Source organism: Streptomyces sp. NPDC102274 (assembly GCF_044766385.1).
GTDB lineage: Bacteria > Actinomycetota > Actinomycetes > Streptomycetales > Streptomycetaceae > Streptomyces.
In genome coordinates this window covers 14680-32368 of record NZ_JBIWLW010000021.1, presented here as the reverse complement: position 1 = coordinate 32368, position 17689 = coordinate 14680, and the positions used below count along the sequence as shown (strand labels likewise).

Annotated in this window: 14 protein-coding genes; 4 read left to right on the top strand and 10 right to left on the bottom strand. The window is 69.7% G+C overall.

What is annotated here, in order from left to right:
• Window positions 1-89: 89 nt before the first annotated feature.
• Window positions 90-488 carry a helix-turn-helix transcriptional regulator gene (locus tag ACIRQP_RS25815; RefSeq protein ID WP_403893515.1) on the top strand — a complete coding sequence of 133 codons (399 nt, stop codon included), beginning with the start codon at window positions 90-92 and terminating at the stop codon, window positions 486-488.
• 103 nt (window positions 489-591) lie between these two features.
• Here the strand turns inward: ACIRQP_RS25815 and ACIRQP_RS25810 are convergent, their stop codons facing one another.
• From ACIRQP_RS25810 to ACIRQP_RS25775, 8 genes are all read right to left on the bottom strand, one after another.
• Window positions 592-750: a DUF6893 family small protein gene (locus tag ACIRQP_RS25810; RefSeq protein ID WP_165371973.1), complete on the bottom strand. Its 159-nt coding sequence runs from the start codon at window positions 748-750 to the stop codon at window positions 592-594.
• 5 nt (window positions 751-755) lie between these two features.
• Window positions 756-1322 carry a hydrogenase maturation protease gene (locus ACIRQP_RS25805; RefSeq protein WP_403893514.1) on the bottom strand — a complete coding sequence of 189 codons (567 nt, stop codon included), beginning with the start codon at window positions 1320-1322 and terminating at the stop codon, window positions 756-758.
• Window position 1323: 1 nt separating this feature from the next.
• Window positions 1324-2910, bottom strand: coding sequence for a hypothetical protein (locus ACIRQP_RS25800; protein WP_403893513.1), 1587 nt, complete (start codon window positions 2908-2910; stop codon window positions 1324-1326).
• Window positions 2907-3545, bottom strand: coding sequence for a DUF6084 family protein (locus tag ACIRQP_RS25795; protein WP_403893512.1), 639 nt, complete (start codon window positions 3543-3545; stop codon window positions 2907-2909). The genes ACIRQP_RS25800 and ACIRQP_RS25795 overlap by 4 nt, the downstream gene beginning before the upstream one ends.
• On the bottom strand, window positions 3542-4270 hold the full coding sequence (locus ACIRQP_RS25790; RefSeq protein WP_403893511.1) for a DUF5947 family protein: 729 nt from the start codon (window positions 4268-4270) through the stop codon (window positions 3542-3544). The genes ACIRQP_RS25795 and ACIRQP_RS25790 overlap by 4 nt, the downstream gene beginning before the upstream one ends.
• Complete coding sequence (locus tag ACIRQP_RS25785) at window positions 4267-5217, bottom strand: NifU family protein (RefSeq protein WP_403893510.1); 951 nt, start codon at window positions 5215-5217, stop codon at window positions 4267-4269. The genes ACIRQP_RS25790 and ACIRQP_RS25785 overlap by 4 nt, the downstream gene beginning before the upstream one ends.
• Before the next feature lie 52 nt (window positions 5218-5269).
• A complete protein-coding gene (locus ACIRQP_RS25780) occupies window positions 5270-7054 on the bottom strand; it encodes a nickel-dependent hydrogenase large subunit (protein ID WP_403893509.1) in 1785 nt (594 codons plus the stop codon).
• 126 nt (window positions 7055-7180) lie between these two features.
• Window positions 7181-8269: a hydrogenase expression protein HypE gene (locus tag ACIRQP_RS25775; protein WP_403893619.1), complete on the bottom strand. Its 1089-nt coding sequence runs from the start codon at window positions 8267-8269 to the stop codon at window positions 7181-7183.
• Window positions 8270-8587: 318 nt separating this feature from the next.
• Here ACIRQP_RS25775 and ACIRQP_RS25770 point away from each other — a divergent pair, with 318 nt between their 5' ends.
• Complete coding sequence (locus ACIRQP_RS25770; protein WP_403893508.1) at window positions 8588-10168, top strand: substrate-binding domain-containing protein; 1581 nt, start codon at window positions 8588-8590, stop codon at window positions 10166-10168.
• Here ACIRQP_RS25770 and ACIRQP_RS25765 read toward each other — a convergent pair.
• Together ACIRQP_RS25765 and ACIRQP_RS25760 are read right to left on the bottom strand one after the other, a co-directional pair.
• Window positions 10162-10413 carry a hypothetical protein gene (locus ACIRQP_RS25765; RefSeq protein WP_403893507.1) on the bottom strand — a complete coding sequence of 84 codons (252 nt, stop codon included), beginning with the start codon at window positions 10411-10413 and terminating at the stop codon, window positions 10162-10164. The two genes, ACIRQP_RS25770 and ACIRQP_RS25765, sit on opposite strands and share 7 nt — an antisense overlap.
• Window positions 10414-10427: 14 nt before the next feature.
• Entirely contained in the window at window positions 10428-11573 is a 1146-nt protein-coding gene (locus ACIRQP_RS25760) for an anion permease (protein WP_403893506.1), read from the bottom strand.
• 393 nt (window positions 11574-11966) lie between these two features.
• On the opposite strand from ACIRQP_RS25760, the gene ACIRQP_RS25755 reads away from it, so the two are divergent.
• On the top strand, window positions 11967-14867 hold the full coding sequence (locus ACIRQP_RS25755) for a carbohydrate-binding protein (RefSeq protein WP_403893505.1): 2901 nt from the start codon (window positions 11967-11969) through the stop codon (window positions 14865-14867).
• A 20-nt stretch (window positions 14868-14887) separates the two neighbouring features.
• Complete coding sequence (locus ACIRQP_RS25750; RefSeq protein ID WP_403893504.1) at window positions 14888-17620, top strand: ThuA domain-containing protein; 2733 nt, start codon at window positions 14888-14890, stop codon at window positions 17618-17620.
• Window positions 17621-17689 lie beyond the last annotated feature (69 nt).

Genomic DNA, 17689 nt, shown 5'->3' with positions numbered 1-17689 from the left:
GACGGCTGGCCCGGCCGGACCTGGCTGGTTAGCGTGGGAGAGGGCCACTGACCGCACCGTCGCACGGCCACCCGCAGGAGATCGCCGCCATGACGACGCACGACACCGAACGCCGGGCGCTGATGACCCCCGTCATCCTGCTGCTGCTCTCCGAACGGCCCGGACACGGATACGAACTGACGCAGCGGCTGGGCGCGTTCGGCTGGGCCGAGGCCGAGTCCGCGCATGTCTACCGGCTGCTGCGCGGTATGGAGAAGTGCGGCCAGATCTCCTCCCAGTGGCGGGCGTCCGCCTCCGGACCGGCCCGCCGGGAGTACGAGATCACCGCGGCCGGGTCGATGAGTCTGGCGCTGTGGTTCGTCCGGCTGGGGGAGCTGCACAGCACGCTGCACCTGTTCCTGGAGCGCTATGTCCAGTTGAACGGCCCGGACCTGGCGGGGGGAGACGCCGACACACAGCCGCTGTTCGGGCATCCGCCCGTCACCTGATCCAACCGGCAGTCGACCGACCGGCAGCTGACCAGCCCGGTACCTGGTCCGACCGGTACCTGATCCGCCCGGCATCGGCGACCTCCCATCTCTCCCTCACCGCTCACATGCGCCGCATGCGCAGATAGCGGCGCAGGTCGGGCACGGATTTCGCCGTTTCGTACGCCACTCCGGCCATGACCACCCCGGCGCAGACCCACAACCAGGTCAGATCGGTGTCCCTGGCGTGGTCCATCCCCTTCATCGGACGTGTCGTGTGCATGGAACTCATCTCCTTCGGTGCGCCGTGCCGGCGACCGCGCCCGGCGGGCGCCGCACGAGGTCGAGTACGAGGTCCGCCGCCGGTCCGACGGCGGCGGCCACCGGCTCGCTCAGCCCGATGCCCTCCTCTGCGGAGAGCGGCTGGCAGCCGACCACCTGGACGTGTTCGGGGAGGGTGCCGCCCGCCCCGGCGTGCAGATCCCCGACCAGCCGGAGCACCGCCGCCGGGTCCATGCCGTGCCCGTCCAGCCGGGCGGGCGGTGACCCTTCCGGAGCGGTGCCCGCCGGGTCCACCTCGATGACATAGACCGTTCCCGGGGGAGCGCCGCGGTCGACGGTGTCGACCAGGACGAGCCTGCGGTAGCCGTCCAGCAGGCGGTAGGCGAGATGGACCCCTCGGATGCCAGCGTCCATCAGATCGACACCGGGCGGCAGCGGCCGGCCGCTGAGCCTGCGGACGGCCTCGACGCCGAAGCCGTCGTCGCCGAGGAAGATATTGCCGATGCCCGCGATCAGGGTCCTGCCGTGCGAACTGTCCGGCAGCGGTACGGAGACGGAGTCCGTGGCGGCCATGTCAGACCCCTCCTTCGACGTCCCGCGCGGGGGCCCGCACGGACTCCGGCACGGGATCCACCTCGTCGGGGCGGAAGTAGAGGAACCGGCCCTGCTCGCGCCGTACATCGGTGCCGGGGTCCCCGTCCACGGTGACCCCGATATGGGTCTCGCCGTCGAAGTCCTCCAGCACCGCCTCGACCGTCGCCGTGCGGCCCGCGAGAAAGATGTCCTGGGCGTCGGACCTGCGCAGCCCCGGCTGGAGCAGCACCCTGCTTCCGGCGCGGAGCACATGCCCGTCGATGGTGACCGTGCCCCGGCCCGGCGCCGATGCCGAGTCCTGGGCGGGATCCCACCAGGGCAGTCCTGGACCGGTGGGCAGCCGGAGCCCGGCGGAGGGGGGAGCCATGGACGGTGGCACGACGGTCAGGTCGATACCGGCGTCGTCCGAGGACGGCCGCGCACCGTCCGAGGACCACGCGGCGCCGGGTACGTCACCGGCCGTCGTACGGCCCGCCCACCCGCCCGTCACCTCGCCCGTCACCTCACCCGTCACCTCGCGCAGTCCGCGGATCGCGCCGTGCAGCCGCTCCATCACCTCGGCCGGCATGCCGTCCACCAGATCGATCACTTCGGCGGCACGGGCGTCCGTCCCGCGCGCCTCGCGCTTCTCCCGCTCGGTGAGCGCGGCCGTACGCAGCGAGAGGATCTCGTCGATCTCGGTGGAGTCGTACAGCGGTCCCGGGCTCTCCGCCGCGACCTCGGGATGGTCGTCGAGGATGATCGGCGAGGACAGCATGACCTCGTCCCGGCCCTCCCCGCAGGCCAGCACCGGCCAGGTGTGTTCATTACGGCAGGTACGCGCCGCCGGCCCGGCCCACTCCGGCGGGTCCGCCATCGACAGGAACCGCCCGCCGGGCAGCCCCAGCAGCAGATGCGCCCCGATCAGGCTGTGCGGCAGGGCGGATTCGCGGTTGCCGGCCTCCTTCGGACCGGGTGTCCAGGCCGACACATTGTGTACGGTCGCGGTCAGCCGCAGCGCCCCGTACGGACCGGGCAGCGGCTCGGTGACGAGCCGGATCTCGCCCGCCAGCGGCCGGCTGTGGCGTACCAGTCGTCCGACGACCCCGGCCGCACCGTCGTGCACCGGCTCGTGCTCCACCCCGCCGGGCAGCTCGAACCGCAGCGTGTGACCCTCCCCGGCGAGCCGTCCGAGCGGCACGTCGAGTTCGACGCGCTCCTCCTCGCCCTCGTCCCAGGGCACCAGCACCCGGTCGGGCAGGTCGAGTTCGGCCACCTCGGTCCAGCTCTCGCCGTCCGGCGACAGACGCTCGACCGAACGACGGCGCACCTGGAGGAACCGCAGCTCCACGAGGAGCCGGTCGGCGCGGCGGGGCTCCAGGAGGCATTCCGTACGCTGCGACGTGTGCTCGCCGCCCGCGTCCTGCCAGGCCGGCGGCACCAGCACGCCGAACTGCCAGCGCAGTTGGTTCTTCCGCGCGGAGGCACGGTACGGATACAGCACATATCCCTCGAACAGCAGCGCGTCCGCGACCCGGCGGGCCTCGGTGAAGCCCGCCGTCACCCGGTCCACGCTGTTCCCGGTCATGGCCGCCCTCCTTCGGCGGTGCGCAGCAGCTCCTCGAAGACCCGCTCCCAGGAGGGCAGGGCCCGCTCCGAGCGGTAGCGGCGCAGGGATTCCAGACAGTCGTCGCGTACCCGCAGCCAGCCCGAGCCGGGGAAGTACTGCTCGATCATGTTCTGCCAGACCTTGACGGGCATCCGGAAGCCGGTCTCCTTGTGCCAGGGCACCGGCTCCGCCATGAAGCCGCGCTCACCGGTGAAGACCGTGCCGGAGAACAGCAGCAGGAGCGGGACCTCACCGTCCGCGAGCGCGCGGAAGTACTTGGCGGACGCCACCTCCATGTCGTACGTACAGGCCACCGGCAGCTCGATCTCGGTGGCGCCCGTGAAGCCGGGCACGGTCACCGAGGCATGGGCGAACTGGAGCGGCTTGAGCGTGCTGCTCCACCGGTCGGGCTCACCGAAGAGATCGCCGAGCATCTCCATCTCGGCCGGGGCGTAACGACGTTGGACGGGCTCGATCCGGAGCTGGCAGCGCAGCGCCACGGCGTGCACCCGCGCACCGCCGGCCGCCTTGATCCGCAGCCGGAACAGCAGGGTCGGGCCGGTACCGTACGGCTCCGGCCGTACGTCGAGACAGGAGAACTCCAGCTCGGTCATGGGCCGTCCTCCTCTGCTGGGCGGCGTGCCGCGGCCCGGACCCGGGCGAAGAAGTCCGCCAGATCCACGCGCGCCTCGGCGCCGCCGTCGAACCCCTGCCAGTGCAGCCGCATCCGGCCCACCAGCTCGTAACAGACATCGACCGGCACGAGATAGCACTCACCCGCGCCCCATCCCTCCGATTCGCGCTCACGCCGGATCAGCAGCGCCTCGGTGTCGGGCCGCAGCAGCGCCGCCAGCCTGCTGTGGCCGAGGACGTCGCGCCAGGTGTCCGGGTCCAGCTCGCTCTCCGTGGCGCCCGCGGGGCTGGGGTAGAACGCGGCCAGCCGGTCCAGCTCCGAGTTGCGGAAGAAGAAGGCGAGGCCGACGGGGATCTGGAGCCGGTTCCAGCTCTCCTCGTCCAGGGTGAAGTCCGGGTCCGCCAGATACCGGTCGGGCACCGCGCGGAAGTGGCCCGCGCCCGCGCCCGGCCGGGTGAACAGCAGATAGCAGCCGGTGCAGGCGCACATCAGCGACCGCTTACGGGTGTCGACCAGATGCCGGTGCTCACCGGACAGCGGCTCGGCGCACAGCTCGCACCGTTCCCGCGCGGGCGGCTTACGGCGGGTGAAGCCGCGCAGCCCGGACGGGCCCGATACGGCGGCCGGTCCGCCCGGGGAGTGCTCCGCCGCGACGGGGGCGCCCCCTGCCGGGGCGCCCCCTGCCGGGGCGGGGCGGGCCGTCATGGCCCCGTCCCCAGCAGGACGCCCGGCAGCGCCACCCGTACGGAGCCGCTCTCCTCCAGCAGGGGAACGGGCTCCAGATGGCCGTGCTCGCCCTGTCCGGCCCGGCGGATGTCGTACTCCGCCGCGCAGGACGGACAGCGCAGCCGTTCGCCGTCCACCGCCGCCTCGCCCAGCCGGCCCGCGCAGCCCGGACAGTGGTCGCGGTACGCGTACAGATTGCCGGGCAGCCGGATCAGTAGGAGCGGGGTGCCCGCGCTCTCGTACACGGTGGACTCGCCGTCGGCGAGCGCCGGCAGCCCCGTCAGCGGCTGCCACTCGGCCGGAGCGCCCGCCGTCCGGGCGCCGTCGGCCGCACCAGCACGGCCGGGGACGTCACCGGCCGGCGCGCCCGGGGGCCGGGACCCGATCTGGAGAAGCTTCGGCTGCGGCTCCTCCTCCGTCACGCCCTCGACCTCCACCTTCGAGATCTCGGGGACGCGCCGGGCCACGGCCTCCTCGATCGTCCAGCGCACGGTCTGCGCGGAGGAAGGACAGCCGTCGCAGCTGCCCCGCAGCCGCAGCCGGAGTGTGAGTCCGTCCGCTCCCTCGTCGCCCTCAGGGTCGATCCCGGCGATGTCCACATCGCCCGCGTGCGAGCCCAGATACGGGCGGACCTCGTCCAGCGCCCGCCCGACCCGGGTCAGGGTGTCCTCGGGGTGGAGGTCGTGCAGCACCAGCAGCCCGCCGACCGTCTCGTCGCCGCCGAGCAGGGCCAGCGGGTCGGTACCGTCCGGCGCGTCGCGCAGCAGCTCGACCACACGGGCCAGACCGCTCCCGTAGAACTCGACGATGCTGCGCACGAGTTCGTCCGCGAGCTCGCGCCCCGCGGGCCCCATTGATCTCCCGAGATCATCGAGCAGCGCGGAGATGTGCTCACCCGCCTGCCGCTCCTTGGCCGTTGCTGCCATGTCACGGTGCCTTTCCTCCGGTGGGGACGGCTCCGGGCGGACCTCGCGCGGATCAGCCGGCGAACCCGCTGAGCCCGGTGGGCATATGGGTCTCCTGGATGGTCCTGCCACCGCCGACGTACATATGGACGCCGCACGGCAGACACGGGTCGAAGCTGCGCACCGTCCGCATGATGTCGATGCCCTTGAAGGAGTCCGGGGGGTTCTCCTCGAAGATCGGTGTGTTCTGCACCGCGTCCTCGTACGGGCCCGGTGTGCCGTAGGAGTCACGCACACTGGCGTTCCACGGAGTGGGCGGGTACGGATGGTAGTTGGCGATCTTCCCGTCCCTGATCACCATGTGGTGGGAGAGCACACCGCGTACCGCCTCGGTGAAGCCGACGCCGATCGACTCGTCCGGCACCTCGAAGCTCTCCCAGGTCTGGGTGTGGCCGGAGCGGACCTCCTCCATCGCCCGCTCCGCGAAGTGCAGCGCGCAGGCGGCGGCGTACGCCTGGAAGTAGGTGCGCGCGCGGTTGCGCTCCAGCGCGTTGCTCCACTGCGGGATCCGCCACTCGAAGGTGGTCTCCGGCTTGGTCATGGTGCGCGGCAGATTGATCTCGACGCTGTGCCCGGTCGACCGCACGTAGCCGAAGTCGACCAGCCCCGACAGCGCGGTGGACCAGAGCCGGGCGAGGGGCCCGCCGCCGGTGTCCAGCGCGAGATGCTGCGTACCGTCGAACCAGCGCGGGGACATCACCCAGCTGTACTTGTCCGCGAAGTCCCGCTTCTGCGGGGCGGGGATGGTGTGCTGGTTCCACGGATGACGCTCGTCCACCGGGTTGCCCAGCGGGTCGCGCTCGACGAACTTCTCCTGGCCCGCCCAGTCGTCGTAGTACGAGCTGCCGAGCAGGATCCGGATGCCGAGGTTGATGTCGACGAGGTCGTTGGTGATGAGCTTGCCGTCGACGATGATGCCCGGCGTGACGAACATGCGCCGTCCCCAGTCGGACATGTTCCGGTATGTGAAGTCGCAGTGCTCCGGGTCGTTGAAGGCGCCCCAGCAGCCCAGCAGCACCCGGCGCCGGCCGACCTCCTCGTACCCGGGCAGCGCCGCGTAGAAGAAGTCGAACAGATCGTCGTGGAGCGGGACGACGCGCTTCATGAACTCCACGTAGCGCGTCAGCCGGGTCAGATAGTCCGTGAACAGCTGGATGGTGGCCACGGTTCCGACGCCGCCGGGGTAGAGCGTGGAGGGATGGACATGCCGCCCCTCCATGAGACAGAACATCTCCCGGGTCTCCCGGCTGACCTGGAGCGCCTCACGGTAGAACTCGCCCTCCAGCGGGTTGAGCGAGCGCATGATGTCCGCGATGGTGCGGTAGCCGTGGTCGCCCGCGTGGGGGGCCTCGGTGCGCTCGGCCAGTTCCAGGACGCCGGGATTGGTCTCGCGGACCATCTTCTCGCAGTAGTCCACCCCGACCAGGTTCTCCTGGAAGATGTTGTGGTCGAACATGTACTCTGCGGCCTCGCCGAGGTTGATGATCCACTCGCCGAGGTGCGGGGGCTTCACGCCGTACGCCATGTTCTGCGTGTACACCGAACAGGTCGCGTGGTTGTCACCGCAGATGCCGCAGATACGGCTGGTGATGAAGTGTGCGTCCCGGGGGTCCTTGCCCCGCATGAAGACGCTGTAGCCACGGAAGACGGACGAGGTGCTGTAGCACTCGGCCACCCGCTTCTGCTTGAAGTCGATCTTCGTGTGGATGCCGAGGCTGCCCACGATCCGGGTGATCGGATCCCAGGACATCTCCATCAGGCCGTTGCTGTCCTTGGCTCGCTTCGTCGTCGGCGCCATGGGGTGCGCACCTTTCCTCAACGGTGGGGGGACTGGATCACCACGGGGTGGGACCACGGGGGTGGGATCACGAGGTGGGACACGGGTCGGATCACCGCGCGAGGCGGTTCACCATGGGGGGGCGGTTCACCACGGGGGGTGATAGCCGGTCAGGACCTTGTCACCCTTGCGCCGCCACTTCGGTTCCTTGTCGACGGTCCTGGCCGTGACACCGCGCAGTGTGCGGATGACCTTGCCGTAGGCCCCGCTGGCCGCCGCCGACACATGGCCGCCCGGTGGCTCGTCCATGAAGGGCATGAACTTGTCGGGGAAGCCGGGCATCGTGCAGGCGATACAGATGCCGCCGACATTGGGGCAGCCGCCGACCCCGTTGATCCAGCCGCGCTTGGGGACGTTGCACTTGACGACCGGCCCCCAGCAGCCCAGTTTCACCAGACACTGCGGCGAGCCGTACTCGGTCGCGAACTGGCCCTGCTCGTAGTAGCCGGCCCGGTCGCATCCCTCATGGACGGTCGCGCCGAACAGCCACGTCGGGCGCAGCTGTTCGTCGAGCGGGATCATCGGCGCGGAGCCGGCGGCCTGGTAGAGCAGATACAGCAGCGTCTCCGACGCGTTGTCCGGGTGGACGGGGCAGCCGGGGATGCAGACGATCGGGATGCCCGCCCCGGATTTCCAGTCCCAGCCCAGATAGTCGGGGACCCCCATCGCGCCGGTGGGGTTGCCCTCCATGGCGTGGATCCCGCCGTATGTCGCGCAGGTGCCGATGGCCACGACGGCCAGCGCCTTGGGGGCGAGCCGGTCGATCCACTCGCTGGTGGTGATCGGCTGCCCGGTCTCGGGATCGTCGCCGAATCCGCACCAATAGCCTTCGCTCTTGATCGACTCATTCGGAATGGATCCCTCGATGACCAGCACGAAGGGTTCGATCTCCCCGCGATCGGCTTTGAAGAACCATTCGACGAAATTGTCGGCGCCCTGCACGGGGCCGCATTCGAAGTCGATGAGGGGCCAGTGCACGGCCACTTTGGGCAGTCCGGGAAGGGCGCCGAGGGCTATTTCCTCGATGCTCGGCTGGGTGGCCGCGGTGAGTGATACGGAGTCTCCGTCGCAGCTCAGACCCGCGTTGATCCAGAGAATATGGACCGTCGGGTCTTCTTTCTCATTCTCTCCGCCGGGCGTCGCGCTGCCCTCGGAGACCGGTGTGGCGGTATCCATCATCCCCTCCTCGCGGGAATCGGGGCGAGGCTTCCGGGGAGGGGTACGCGCATGAGTGGCGAGCCTCTCCCACGAGCTTCCCTACCTGGATAGCCGAAACGGGCCGCATTCGGTAAGTGCGGGATGGTCCTATGAGTTGGACCAGGGCCGGGCCCATGAGGCGGCCGGGTCCCGCCGCGCCCGGCTGAACCTTTGGCGAACAGCAGCGCACGGAGCGGCGAAGTGGGCGGCCTCTCGCCCGTGGCGACCGTACGGTGACTGGACGATTTTACTATCGGTCGCTTGTTCGAGTCCGGTTTTCAAGGGGGGCGCACGGCCATGGAATGGCTCAGCGCGGAAAACATCATCGCCGTCGGTACCGCGGTTCTCGGTATCGTCGCTTCACTGGGGGTGCTCTGGTACGAGCGGCGCGTACCGCGGCGCACCCGCATCGGCTACCGGGTCCAGCTGGACACCCCGGTGAGCAGCGCGGAGCGCACCGGCCGGGCGGGGGTCAGGCTCGGCCTCTTCCAGGACAACCCGCATCTCTCCGATGCCACGCTCGTACTGCTGCGCATCGAGAACGACGGCTCCCAGAGCATCGCCGACGCCGACTACACGGGACGCGAACTCCACGGTCTGACAGCGGAGTTCAGCTCCCGCACGATCCGGGGCATCGCCGTCACGGCGCCGATCGGCGCCGACCATCTGCTCGACCACTTCACCCCCTCCGCCGGGCTGCGCTACGCCGACGACAGCGTCTATCTGCCCCGGGTGCCGCTCAACCAGGGCCAGCACTTCAAACTGCTCGTCCTGCTCACCGGGGGCCAGGTCGGCGACGCGGTACGGGTCACCGGCGGCATCAGGGACGGCGGGGTCTACCCGAACCGTGGTACGACACCCGACGACACCCCGCCCCTGTTCAGCAGGGCGTCCCGGCTGATCATCGTCCTGCTGACCGTCTGTGTGGTCACGCTCGCCTCGATCATCGTCGTACGCGACGACGTCCGGCCGCCGATGGGGTGCGCGACGGGCGAGCTGACCATCACCGGCTCCACCGCCTTCAACCTGGTCGCCCAGGAACTCGCGGACAAGTACGAGAAGGACTGCGCCGGCTCCACCGTGCACGTCGAGTCGCATGGCAGCCGCGAGGGGATCCAGGAGCTGAACGAGCGCGGCATCGCCGCGAAGGGCGGCTCACCCGCGATGATCGCGCTCTCCGACGGCCCCAAGACCGACGGCTTCCCCCAGCTGCGGGAGAACCCGGTCGCCGTCTCCGCCTACACCCTGGTCGTCAATGACTCCGTCGAGCTGCCCGGCCTGACGACGGATCAGGTCCGCCGTATCTACCGCGGTGACCTCACGCGGTGGAACGCGCCCGAGCTCGGCGGCCCCGATCTGCCCATCATCCTCGCCAGCCGGAAATCCGGCTCGGGTACCCGCGACATCTTCCAGCGCAGCGTGCTCGGCGGCGAGTTCGAGCAGGCGGACTCCTCGGCCGACTGCCGCACCAAGGACGACACGCGTGCCCGGGTCTTCCGCTGCGAACTCGACAGGACGGACCGGGTCCTGGCCACCGTCGCCGACACCCCGGGGGCCATCGGATACACCGAGCTGCGCTCCGGCAGCATACCGAAGGGACTGCATACGGTGAGTCTGGACGGCCTGTCCGCGTCCGTGGACACCATCGCGGACAGCGCCTATCCGTTCCGGGAGATCGAGTACGCCTACACCTACGGGAATCCGCCCGCCGACTCCCTCGTGTCCAGCTTCATCAACTATCTGCTGCGCGGCAGCGGCCAGGACGTGGTCCGTACGCATGGCCATCTGCCGTGCTCCTCGCCGAAGGGGCAGCGCATCTGCGCCGACGGGACCGTTGGCGCGAGCCCGGGAGGTGCCGCAGGCGGGGCGGCTCAGTGAAACTGGGGGACGATCAGATACAGGCCGTACAGGACCGCCACCGCGCAGGCGAGGAAACAGAGCGCGGCGACGGCCTTCGCCCCCGCGGTCGGCGGACGTACCCGGGCTCCGTCCCTGCGCCGGACGCCGTTCACGTCGCGCGGTACCAGGGCGCGTACGCCCAGCGAGAAGACGATCACGACCCCCACGGTGGCGCCGAGGCTGACGAGGGCCACCTCGCCGAGGTCGCTCCAGTTCAGAGCCATGCGGTCTGCTCCCTTCAGGCGTTCGCCTTGGCGGTTCCCGAGCGGACGGTGACGGTGCGCTCGTCATTGACGTTGCCCGGTGTGACGGGATGCCGCCGGGAGACGATCACGATGAAGGTGGCCACGGCGAGGGCGGTCAGGGCGATGACGATCGTGCCGATGGTTCCGCCGTAGACGACCATCACGGCGGCGAGCGCGCCGACGGCCGCCGCGGCGGGCAGGGTGACGCACCAGGCGATGAGCATCCGCCCGGCGATTCCCCAGCGGACCTCCGCCAGCTTGCGGCCCAGCCCCGCGCCGAGGATGGCGCCGGAGCAGACCTGGGTGGTGGAGAGGGCGAAGCCCAGATGGGCGGAGGTGAGGATCACGGTCGTGGCGGACGACTCGGCGGCGAACCCCTGGGGAGCGCGGATATCGGTGAGGCCCCGGCCCATGGTTCTGATGATCCGCCAGCCGCCGATATAGGTACCGAGGGCGATGCACAGCCCGGCCGAGCCGATGACCCAGACCGGCGGTCCCGAGTGCGGCGCCAGCGCGCCCGCCGAGATCAGGGTGAGGGTGATGACGCCCATGGTCTTCTGGGCGTCATTGGTGCCGTGCGCCAGGGAGACCAGCGAGGCGGAGACGACCTGCCCCAGCCGGAATCCCCGGTCGACCGAGGCGCCCCGGCCCCGGACGGTCAGCCGGTAGGCGAGATAGGTGGCAGTCAGCGCGGTGAGCCCGGCCACCAGCGGTGAGGCGATCGCCGGAAGAATGATCTTCTCGATCACCTGGTCGAAATGTACGCCGTGCTGCCCCGCGCCCACCCACACGGCGCCGATCAGGCCCCCGAACAGCGCGTGCGAGGAACTGGAGGGCAGTCCGAGCAGCCAGGTCGTCAGATTCCACAGGATGGCACCGATCAGCCCGGCGAAGACCATGCCCGGCGTGACCAGGGCGTCGTTCACGATGCCGCCGGAGATCGTTCTGGCGACCTCGGTGGAGAGGAACGCGCCCGCGAGATTCAGTACACCGCTGATCAGCACGGCGACCTTGGGACGTAGCGCTCCCGTGGCGATCGATGTCGCCATCGCGTTCGCGGTGTCATGGAATCCGTTGGTGAAGTCGAACGCCAGGGCGGTCAAGATCACCACTGTCACAAGAAACGTGATGTGGTCCATTCATCTCATACAAGCCCAGGCGGCGATGTCCGGAGGCCAGGCGGAGCGGGGACACCAGGTGCTTCCTCCCAAAGGATGAGTGGATCAGCCACTTCGCGCCGTGCCCCGACGAGGGCGCCCCGGGGGCGTGCCCGAACGGGCACCGAGGGGTGCGACCGGAATTTTGACACGGCCTTGACAAATTATGGCGCCGTTGCCAGAGTGCAAAACTCTCGCGAGTTTTCGCAATACGTTGATGCCGCATCGGAACGCTCCGCCAACACGGTTCCACTGCACCTCGGGTGACGGGACATCACTCGTGGTCGCAGCCTTCGTCCCGCAGTGAGACGGCAGCGTGGTTTCGCGTGCCCGCAAGCCGCCTCACGCCCCCCACCAGGTCAGGAAGGAAGCTCCATGTCTGGACCGTCAGGACTGTCAGGGCCGCCGAAACGGAGGCGGACATTGTCGAGATGGCTCACCGTTCTCGCGCTGGTCGTCGCGGGCGGTGTCGTCACCGGCCCCGCGACCGGCGCCCCCGCACCCGACTCCGCCGCCGTGGCGCCCGCCGCGCCGGCCGCCCCCGCGGCCATTCCGCCGGGCGACTACCAGCAGGTACAACTGGCACTCGGGTCGGCCGAGTTGGGCGAGGCGATGTCGCTCGCGGTGCTGCCGGACCGCGCGGTCGTGCATACCGCCCGCGACGGCACAGTGCGTTTCACCGACGCCGCCGGCAACACCAAGACGGCCGGGAAGCTCGACGTCTACACCCATGACGAGGAAGGGCTCCAGGGCATAGCCGCCGACCCCGGCTTCGCCTCCAACCGATATCTCTACCTGTACTACTCACCCAAGCTGAACACCCCGGGCGGCGACGCCCCGGTCACCGGCTCCGCGGCCTCCTTCGAACCGTGGAAGGGCCATCTCAATCTCTCCCGGTTCACCCTGAAGACCGACGGCACCCTCGACATGGCCAGTGAGAAGGTCGTCCTCGAAGTACCCAACGACCGCGGCCAGTGCTGCCATGTCGGCGGGGACATCGACTTCGACGCCGCCGGGAACCTCTATCTGACCACCGGTGACGACACCAACCCGTTCGAGTCGAGCGGCTACGCGCCGATCGACGAACGGACGGACCGCAACCCGCAGTTCGACGCCCAGCGCTCCTCCGGCAACACCAACGACCTGCGCGGCAAGGTCCTCAGGATCAAGCCGACGGCCGCCGGCGGCTACACCGTCCCGGCCGGGAACCTCTTCGCCCCCGGTACGGCGCAGACCCGCCCCGAGATCTACGCGATGGGCTTCCGCAACCCGTTCCGGATGTCGGTCGACAAGGCCACCGGCATCGTCTACCTCGGCGACTACGGACCCGACGCCGGGGGCACCGACGGCGGCGGGCGCGGACCGAGCGGTCAGGTCGAGTTCAACCGCATCACCGCCCCCGGCAACTACGGCTGGCCGTACTGCACCGGCACGAACACCGCCGCCGAGACCTACGGTGAGTACACCTTCCCGAGCGGTCCCACCGGAGCGAAGTACAACTGCACCGGCGGCCCGGCCAACAACTCCTTCCGCAACACCGGTCAGGCCACGCTGCCCGCGGCCAAGCCGAGCTGGATCAGGTACGGCGGCGACGCCGGCTCCCCGCCCGAGTTCGGCGGCGGCTCCGAATCGCCCATGGGCGGACCGGTCTACCGCTACGACGCGAACCTGAACTCGAATGTGAAGTTCCCGCAGTCCCTCGACGGCCGCTTCTTCGCCGGTGAGTACGGCCGGAAGTGGATCAAGGCCATCGAGGTGAAGGCCGACGGCGCCCCCGGTGTCATCGAGGCCTTCCCCTGGACCGGCACCCAGGTCATGGACCAGGCATTCGGCCCGGACGGCGCGCTCTACGTGCTCGACTACGGCACCGGCGCCAACAACCAGGCCCTGTACCGGGTCGAGTACGTCGGCGGCAGCAACCGCAACCCGGTCGCCGCCGCGGCGGCTGACAAGACCTCGGGACCGACCCCGCTCACTGTCGCGTTCTCCTCGGCGGGCAGCTCCGACCCCGAGGGCCAGGCTCTGACCTACTCCTGGAACTTCGGTGACGGCACCACGTCCACCGCGGCCAACCCCTCGCACACCTACACCACCGCGGGCACCTTCCGGCCGACCCTGACGGTCAGGGACCCGCAGGGGCTCACCGGCACCGCGAGCCTGGTGGTGACGGCGGGCAACTCGGCGCCGACCGTCAACCTCACCGCCCCCAAGGACGGTGAGCTGTTCTCCTTCGGCGACACCGTGCCCTTCTCGGTCACCGTCAGCGACCCCGAGGACGGGGCCATCGACTGTGCCAAGGTGAAGGTCACCTATCTCCTGGGCCATGACGAGCACCGTCACGCGATCACCTCGAAGAACGGCTGCACCGGTACGATCGCCGTGCCGACCGACGGTGAGCACGACAGCGCCGCCAATCTCTACGGTGTCTTCGACGCCGAGTACACCGACGGCGCCGGACTGACCACGCACAGCATCCGCATCCTCCAGCCCCGCCACCGGCAGGCCGAGCACTTCACGGCCCAGTCCGGCATCGAGGTGGCCGCTCACGGCCCCGCCGAGGGCGGCAGCACGGTCGGCTTCACCGACAACGGCGACTGGATCTCCTTCAAGCCCTACGCGGTGGGCAACGCCAACAGGATCACGGCCCGGGTCTCCTCCGGCGGCACCGGCGGTACGATCGAGGTACGCGCCGGATCGGCCACCGGCACCCTGCTCGGCACGGTGACCGTACCGGTGACCGGCGGCTGGGAGACCTTCACCGACGTCTCCGCCAATCTGGCCAACGCACCCGCCGGGACAACGGAGTTGTTCCTCGTCTTCAAGGGGCCCACGGGACAGGGCAACCTCTTCGACGTGGACGCCTTCACCTTCGCCACCGGCAGCGGTGCCACCAGCCAGACGGTGGAGGGGGAGTCGTACAGCACATCCCAGGGCGTCCAGATCGCCGACCACGCCCCGGCCAGCGGCGGCAAGACGCTCGGCCATATCGAGAACGGTGACTGGGCGGGGTACGCGTCCGTACCCACGGCCGGGGCCAAGACCTTCAGCGCGAAGGTCTCCTCGGCCGGCGCGGGCGGCACCATCCAGATCCGCTCGGGATCGGCGACCGGCGCCCTGCTCGGCTCCGTCGCCGTTCAGCCCACCGGCGGCTGGGAGACCTTCACCACCGTCTCCACCGCCGTGACGGGCACCGCCGCCTCCGGACCGCTGTTCCTCTCCTTCACCGGCGGCGCGGGTTCCCTGTTCGACATCGACACCCTCACCCTCACCAAGTGAAGCGCGGGAAAGGGATCGTGATGACGCATCAGCCCCCACACCGACCCGCCGCACGACGGCGCCGGATACCGACGGCGCTCGCCTCGGCCCTCGTGACCGCCCTCGCCCTCATCGGGGCGTTCCTGACACCGGCCATGACCGCGCAGGCCGCCGACCCCGCGTACAAGGTTCTCGTCTTCTCCAAGACGGCGGGCTTCCGCCACGACTCCATCGGGCCCGGTACCCAGGCCATCCGTGACATCGGCGCGGCCAACAACTTCACGGTCACGGCCACCGAGGACAGCGCGGCCTTCACCCCGGCCAATCTGGCCGGCTTCAAGGCGGTGGTGTTCCTCTCCACCACCGGCGACGTACTCAACGCCACCCAGCAGTCCGCCCTCCAGGCGTATGTCGACGGAGGCGGCGGCTACTTCGGTATCCACGCGGCGGCCGACACCGAGTACGACTGGCCCCAGTACGAACAGCTCGTCGGCGCCTGGTTCAAGAGCCACCCGGCGATCCAGCAGGCCACGCTGAAGACCGAGGACCGCGCCCACGCGGCCACCGCCCACCTCGGCCAGACCTGGTCCAGGACCGACGAGTGGTACAACTACCGGACCAATCCGCGTTCCAACGTGCGCGTGCTGCAGAGTCTCGACGAAAGCAGCTACAGCGGCGGGGAGATGAGCGGCGATCACCCCATCACGTGGTGCCACCCCCAGGGCAGCGGCCGGTCGTTCTACACCGGCCTCGGCCACACCGCCGAGTCGTACGCGGACCCCGCCTTCCGCTCCCTGCTCCTCGGCGGAATCCGGTACGCGGCGGGCTTCGCCAAGGCCGACTGCCGGCCGGAGAGCGGCTACACCCCGGTCTACAACGGCTCGACCACCGGCTGGTCGCAGGCCGGACCCGGCAGCTTCACCAACACCGACGCCACCCTCACGTCGCAGGGCGGGATGGGGCTGTTCTGGTACCGCGCGAAGGAGTACAACGGGTACTCCCTCAAGCTCGACTGGAAGATGCAGGGAGACGACAACTCCGGTGTCTTCGTGGGCTTCCCCGCCTCCGACGACCCCAACTCGGCGGTGAACCAGGGGTACGAGATCCAGATCGACGCCACCGACAGCGCCGACCGGACCACCGGCGCGGTCTACGGCTTCAAATCGGCCGACATCGCCGCCCGGGACGGCGCGCTCAACCCGCCGGGGGAGTGGAACGGATACGAGATCCGGGTGGAGGGGGAGCGGCTCCAGGTCTTCCTCAACGGTGTGAAGATCAATGACTTCACCAACACCGACCCCGCCCGGTCGCTGGCGCAGGGCCATATCGGCATCCAGAACCACGGCACCGGCGACGACGTGTCCTTCCGCAACATCCGGATCAAGGAGCTCGGCGGGACCGGCGCGCCTCCGTCGGCCTTCGAGGGCGAGTCGTACACCTCGTCCTCCGGGGTGCAGCCCGCCGACCACGCCGCCGCCAGCGGCGGCAGGACCCTCGGCTATATCGAGAACGGCGACTGGGCCGGCTACTCCCAGACCTCGCTCGCCGGGACCAGGACCTTCACCGCCAAGGTCTCCTCGGGCGGTTCCGGCGGCACCATCCAGGTCCGCTCCGGATCAGCCACCGGACCAGTGCTCGGTTCACTGGCCGTACCGAACACCGGCGGCTGGGAGAACTTCCGTACCGTCTCCACCGCGCTGACCGGCACCCCGACCGGACCGCTCTTCCTCACCTTCACCGGCGGGGCCGGCTCCCTCTTCGACATCGACACCTTCACCCTGGAGAAGCAGGCGGTGACCGCCGCCCTGTCGTCGAATGTGCATCTCTTCTACTACCCGTGGTACGGCAGCCCGGTGAAGAACGGCAGCTACCGCCACTGGCAGCAGGGCGGCCGCACCCCACCGCAGGACGTCGGCGCCGACCTCTACCCGAAGCTGGGGGCGTACGACTCCGGTGACTTCGCCGGAGCCGTCGCCCAGCACATGCGGTGGGTCAAGCAGTCGGGCGCCGGTGTCATCGTCTACAGCTGGTGGGGGAGGGGCGGTTACGAGGACACCCTGGCCAAGGGCGTGCTGGACGCGGCCCAGCAGCAGGGCGTCAAGGTGGCCTGGCACATCGAGCCGTACGCGGGACGCACCGCGGCCTCCGTCGTCTCCGACATCCAGTACCTCAACTCCACCTACGGCAGCCACCCCGCCTACTATCGCGACGCCGAACACAACAACCGCCCGGCGTTCTACATCTTCGAGAGCCTGAAGATCACGGACTGGGCCGCCCTGGACCAGGTCACCCAGAACAACACGGTCCTGGCGCAGACCACCGACACCTCCAAGATCGCGCACTTCTCGGGGCTCTACACCTACGACGGCATCGCGGGCGCCACGGCCCCCGGCTGGAAGCAGGCCGGTGACTACGCCAAGGCCAACGGTCTGATCTGGGCGCCCTCGGTGGCACCCGGATATATCGACGACCGCGCGGTGCCGGGCAACACGACCCCCACGCTCGGCCGGGACAACGGCGCCACCTATGACAAGGAGTGGAACAACGCGCTCGACCCGGCCATCGGCGGATCGCCCACCTGGGTCTCCGTCACCTCCTTCAACGAGTGGCACGAGGGCAGTTCGATCGAGCCCGCCGCCGCCAACCCGCCCGCCGGTTTCGGCTATCAGACCTTCTCCGGTGCGTACGGGAAGACCGGGACCGAGGCGGAGACCGTCTATCTCGACCGTACGAAGTACTGGGTGGGCCAGTTCGACGCACGGCGCGTGCGCTGACGCCGTGAGCTGCTGATCTGCCACCCGAGGACCGCCACGCGGCGGCCACCGGACGGGCCCCGGCACTCC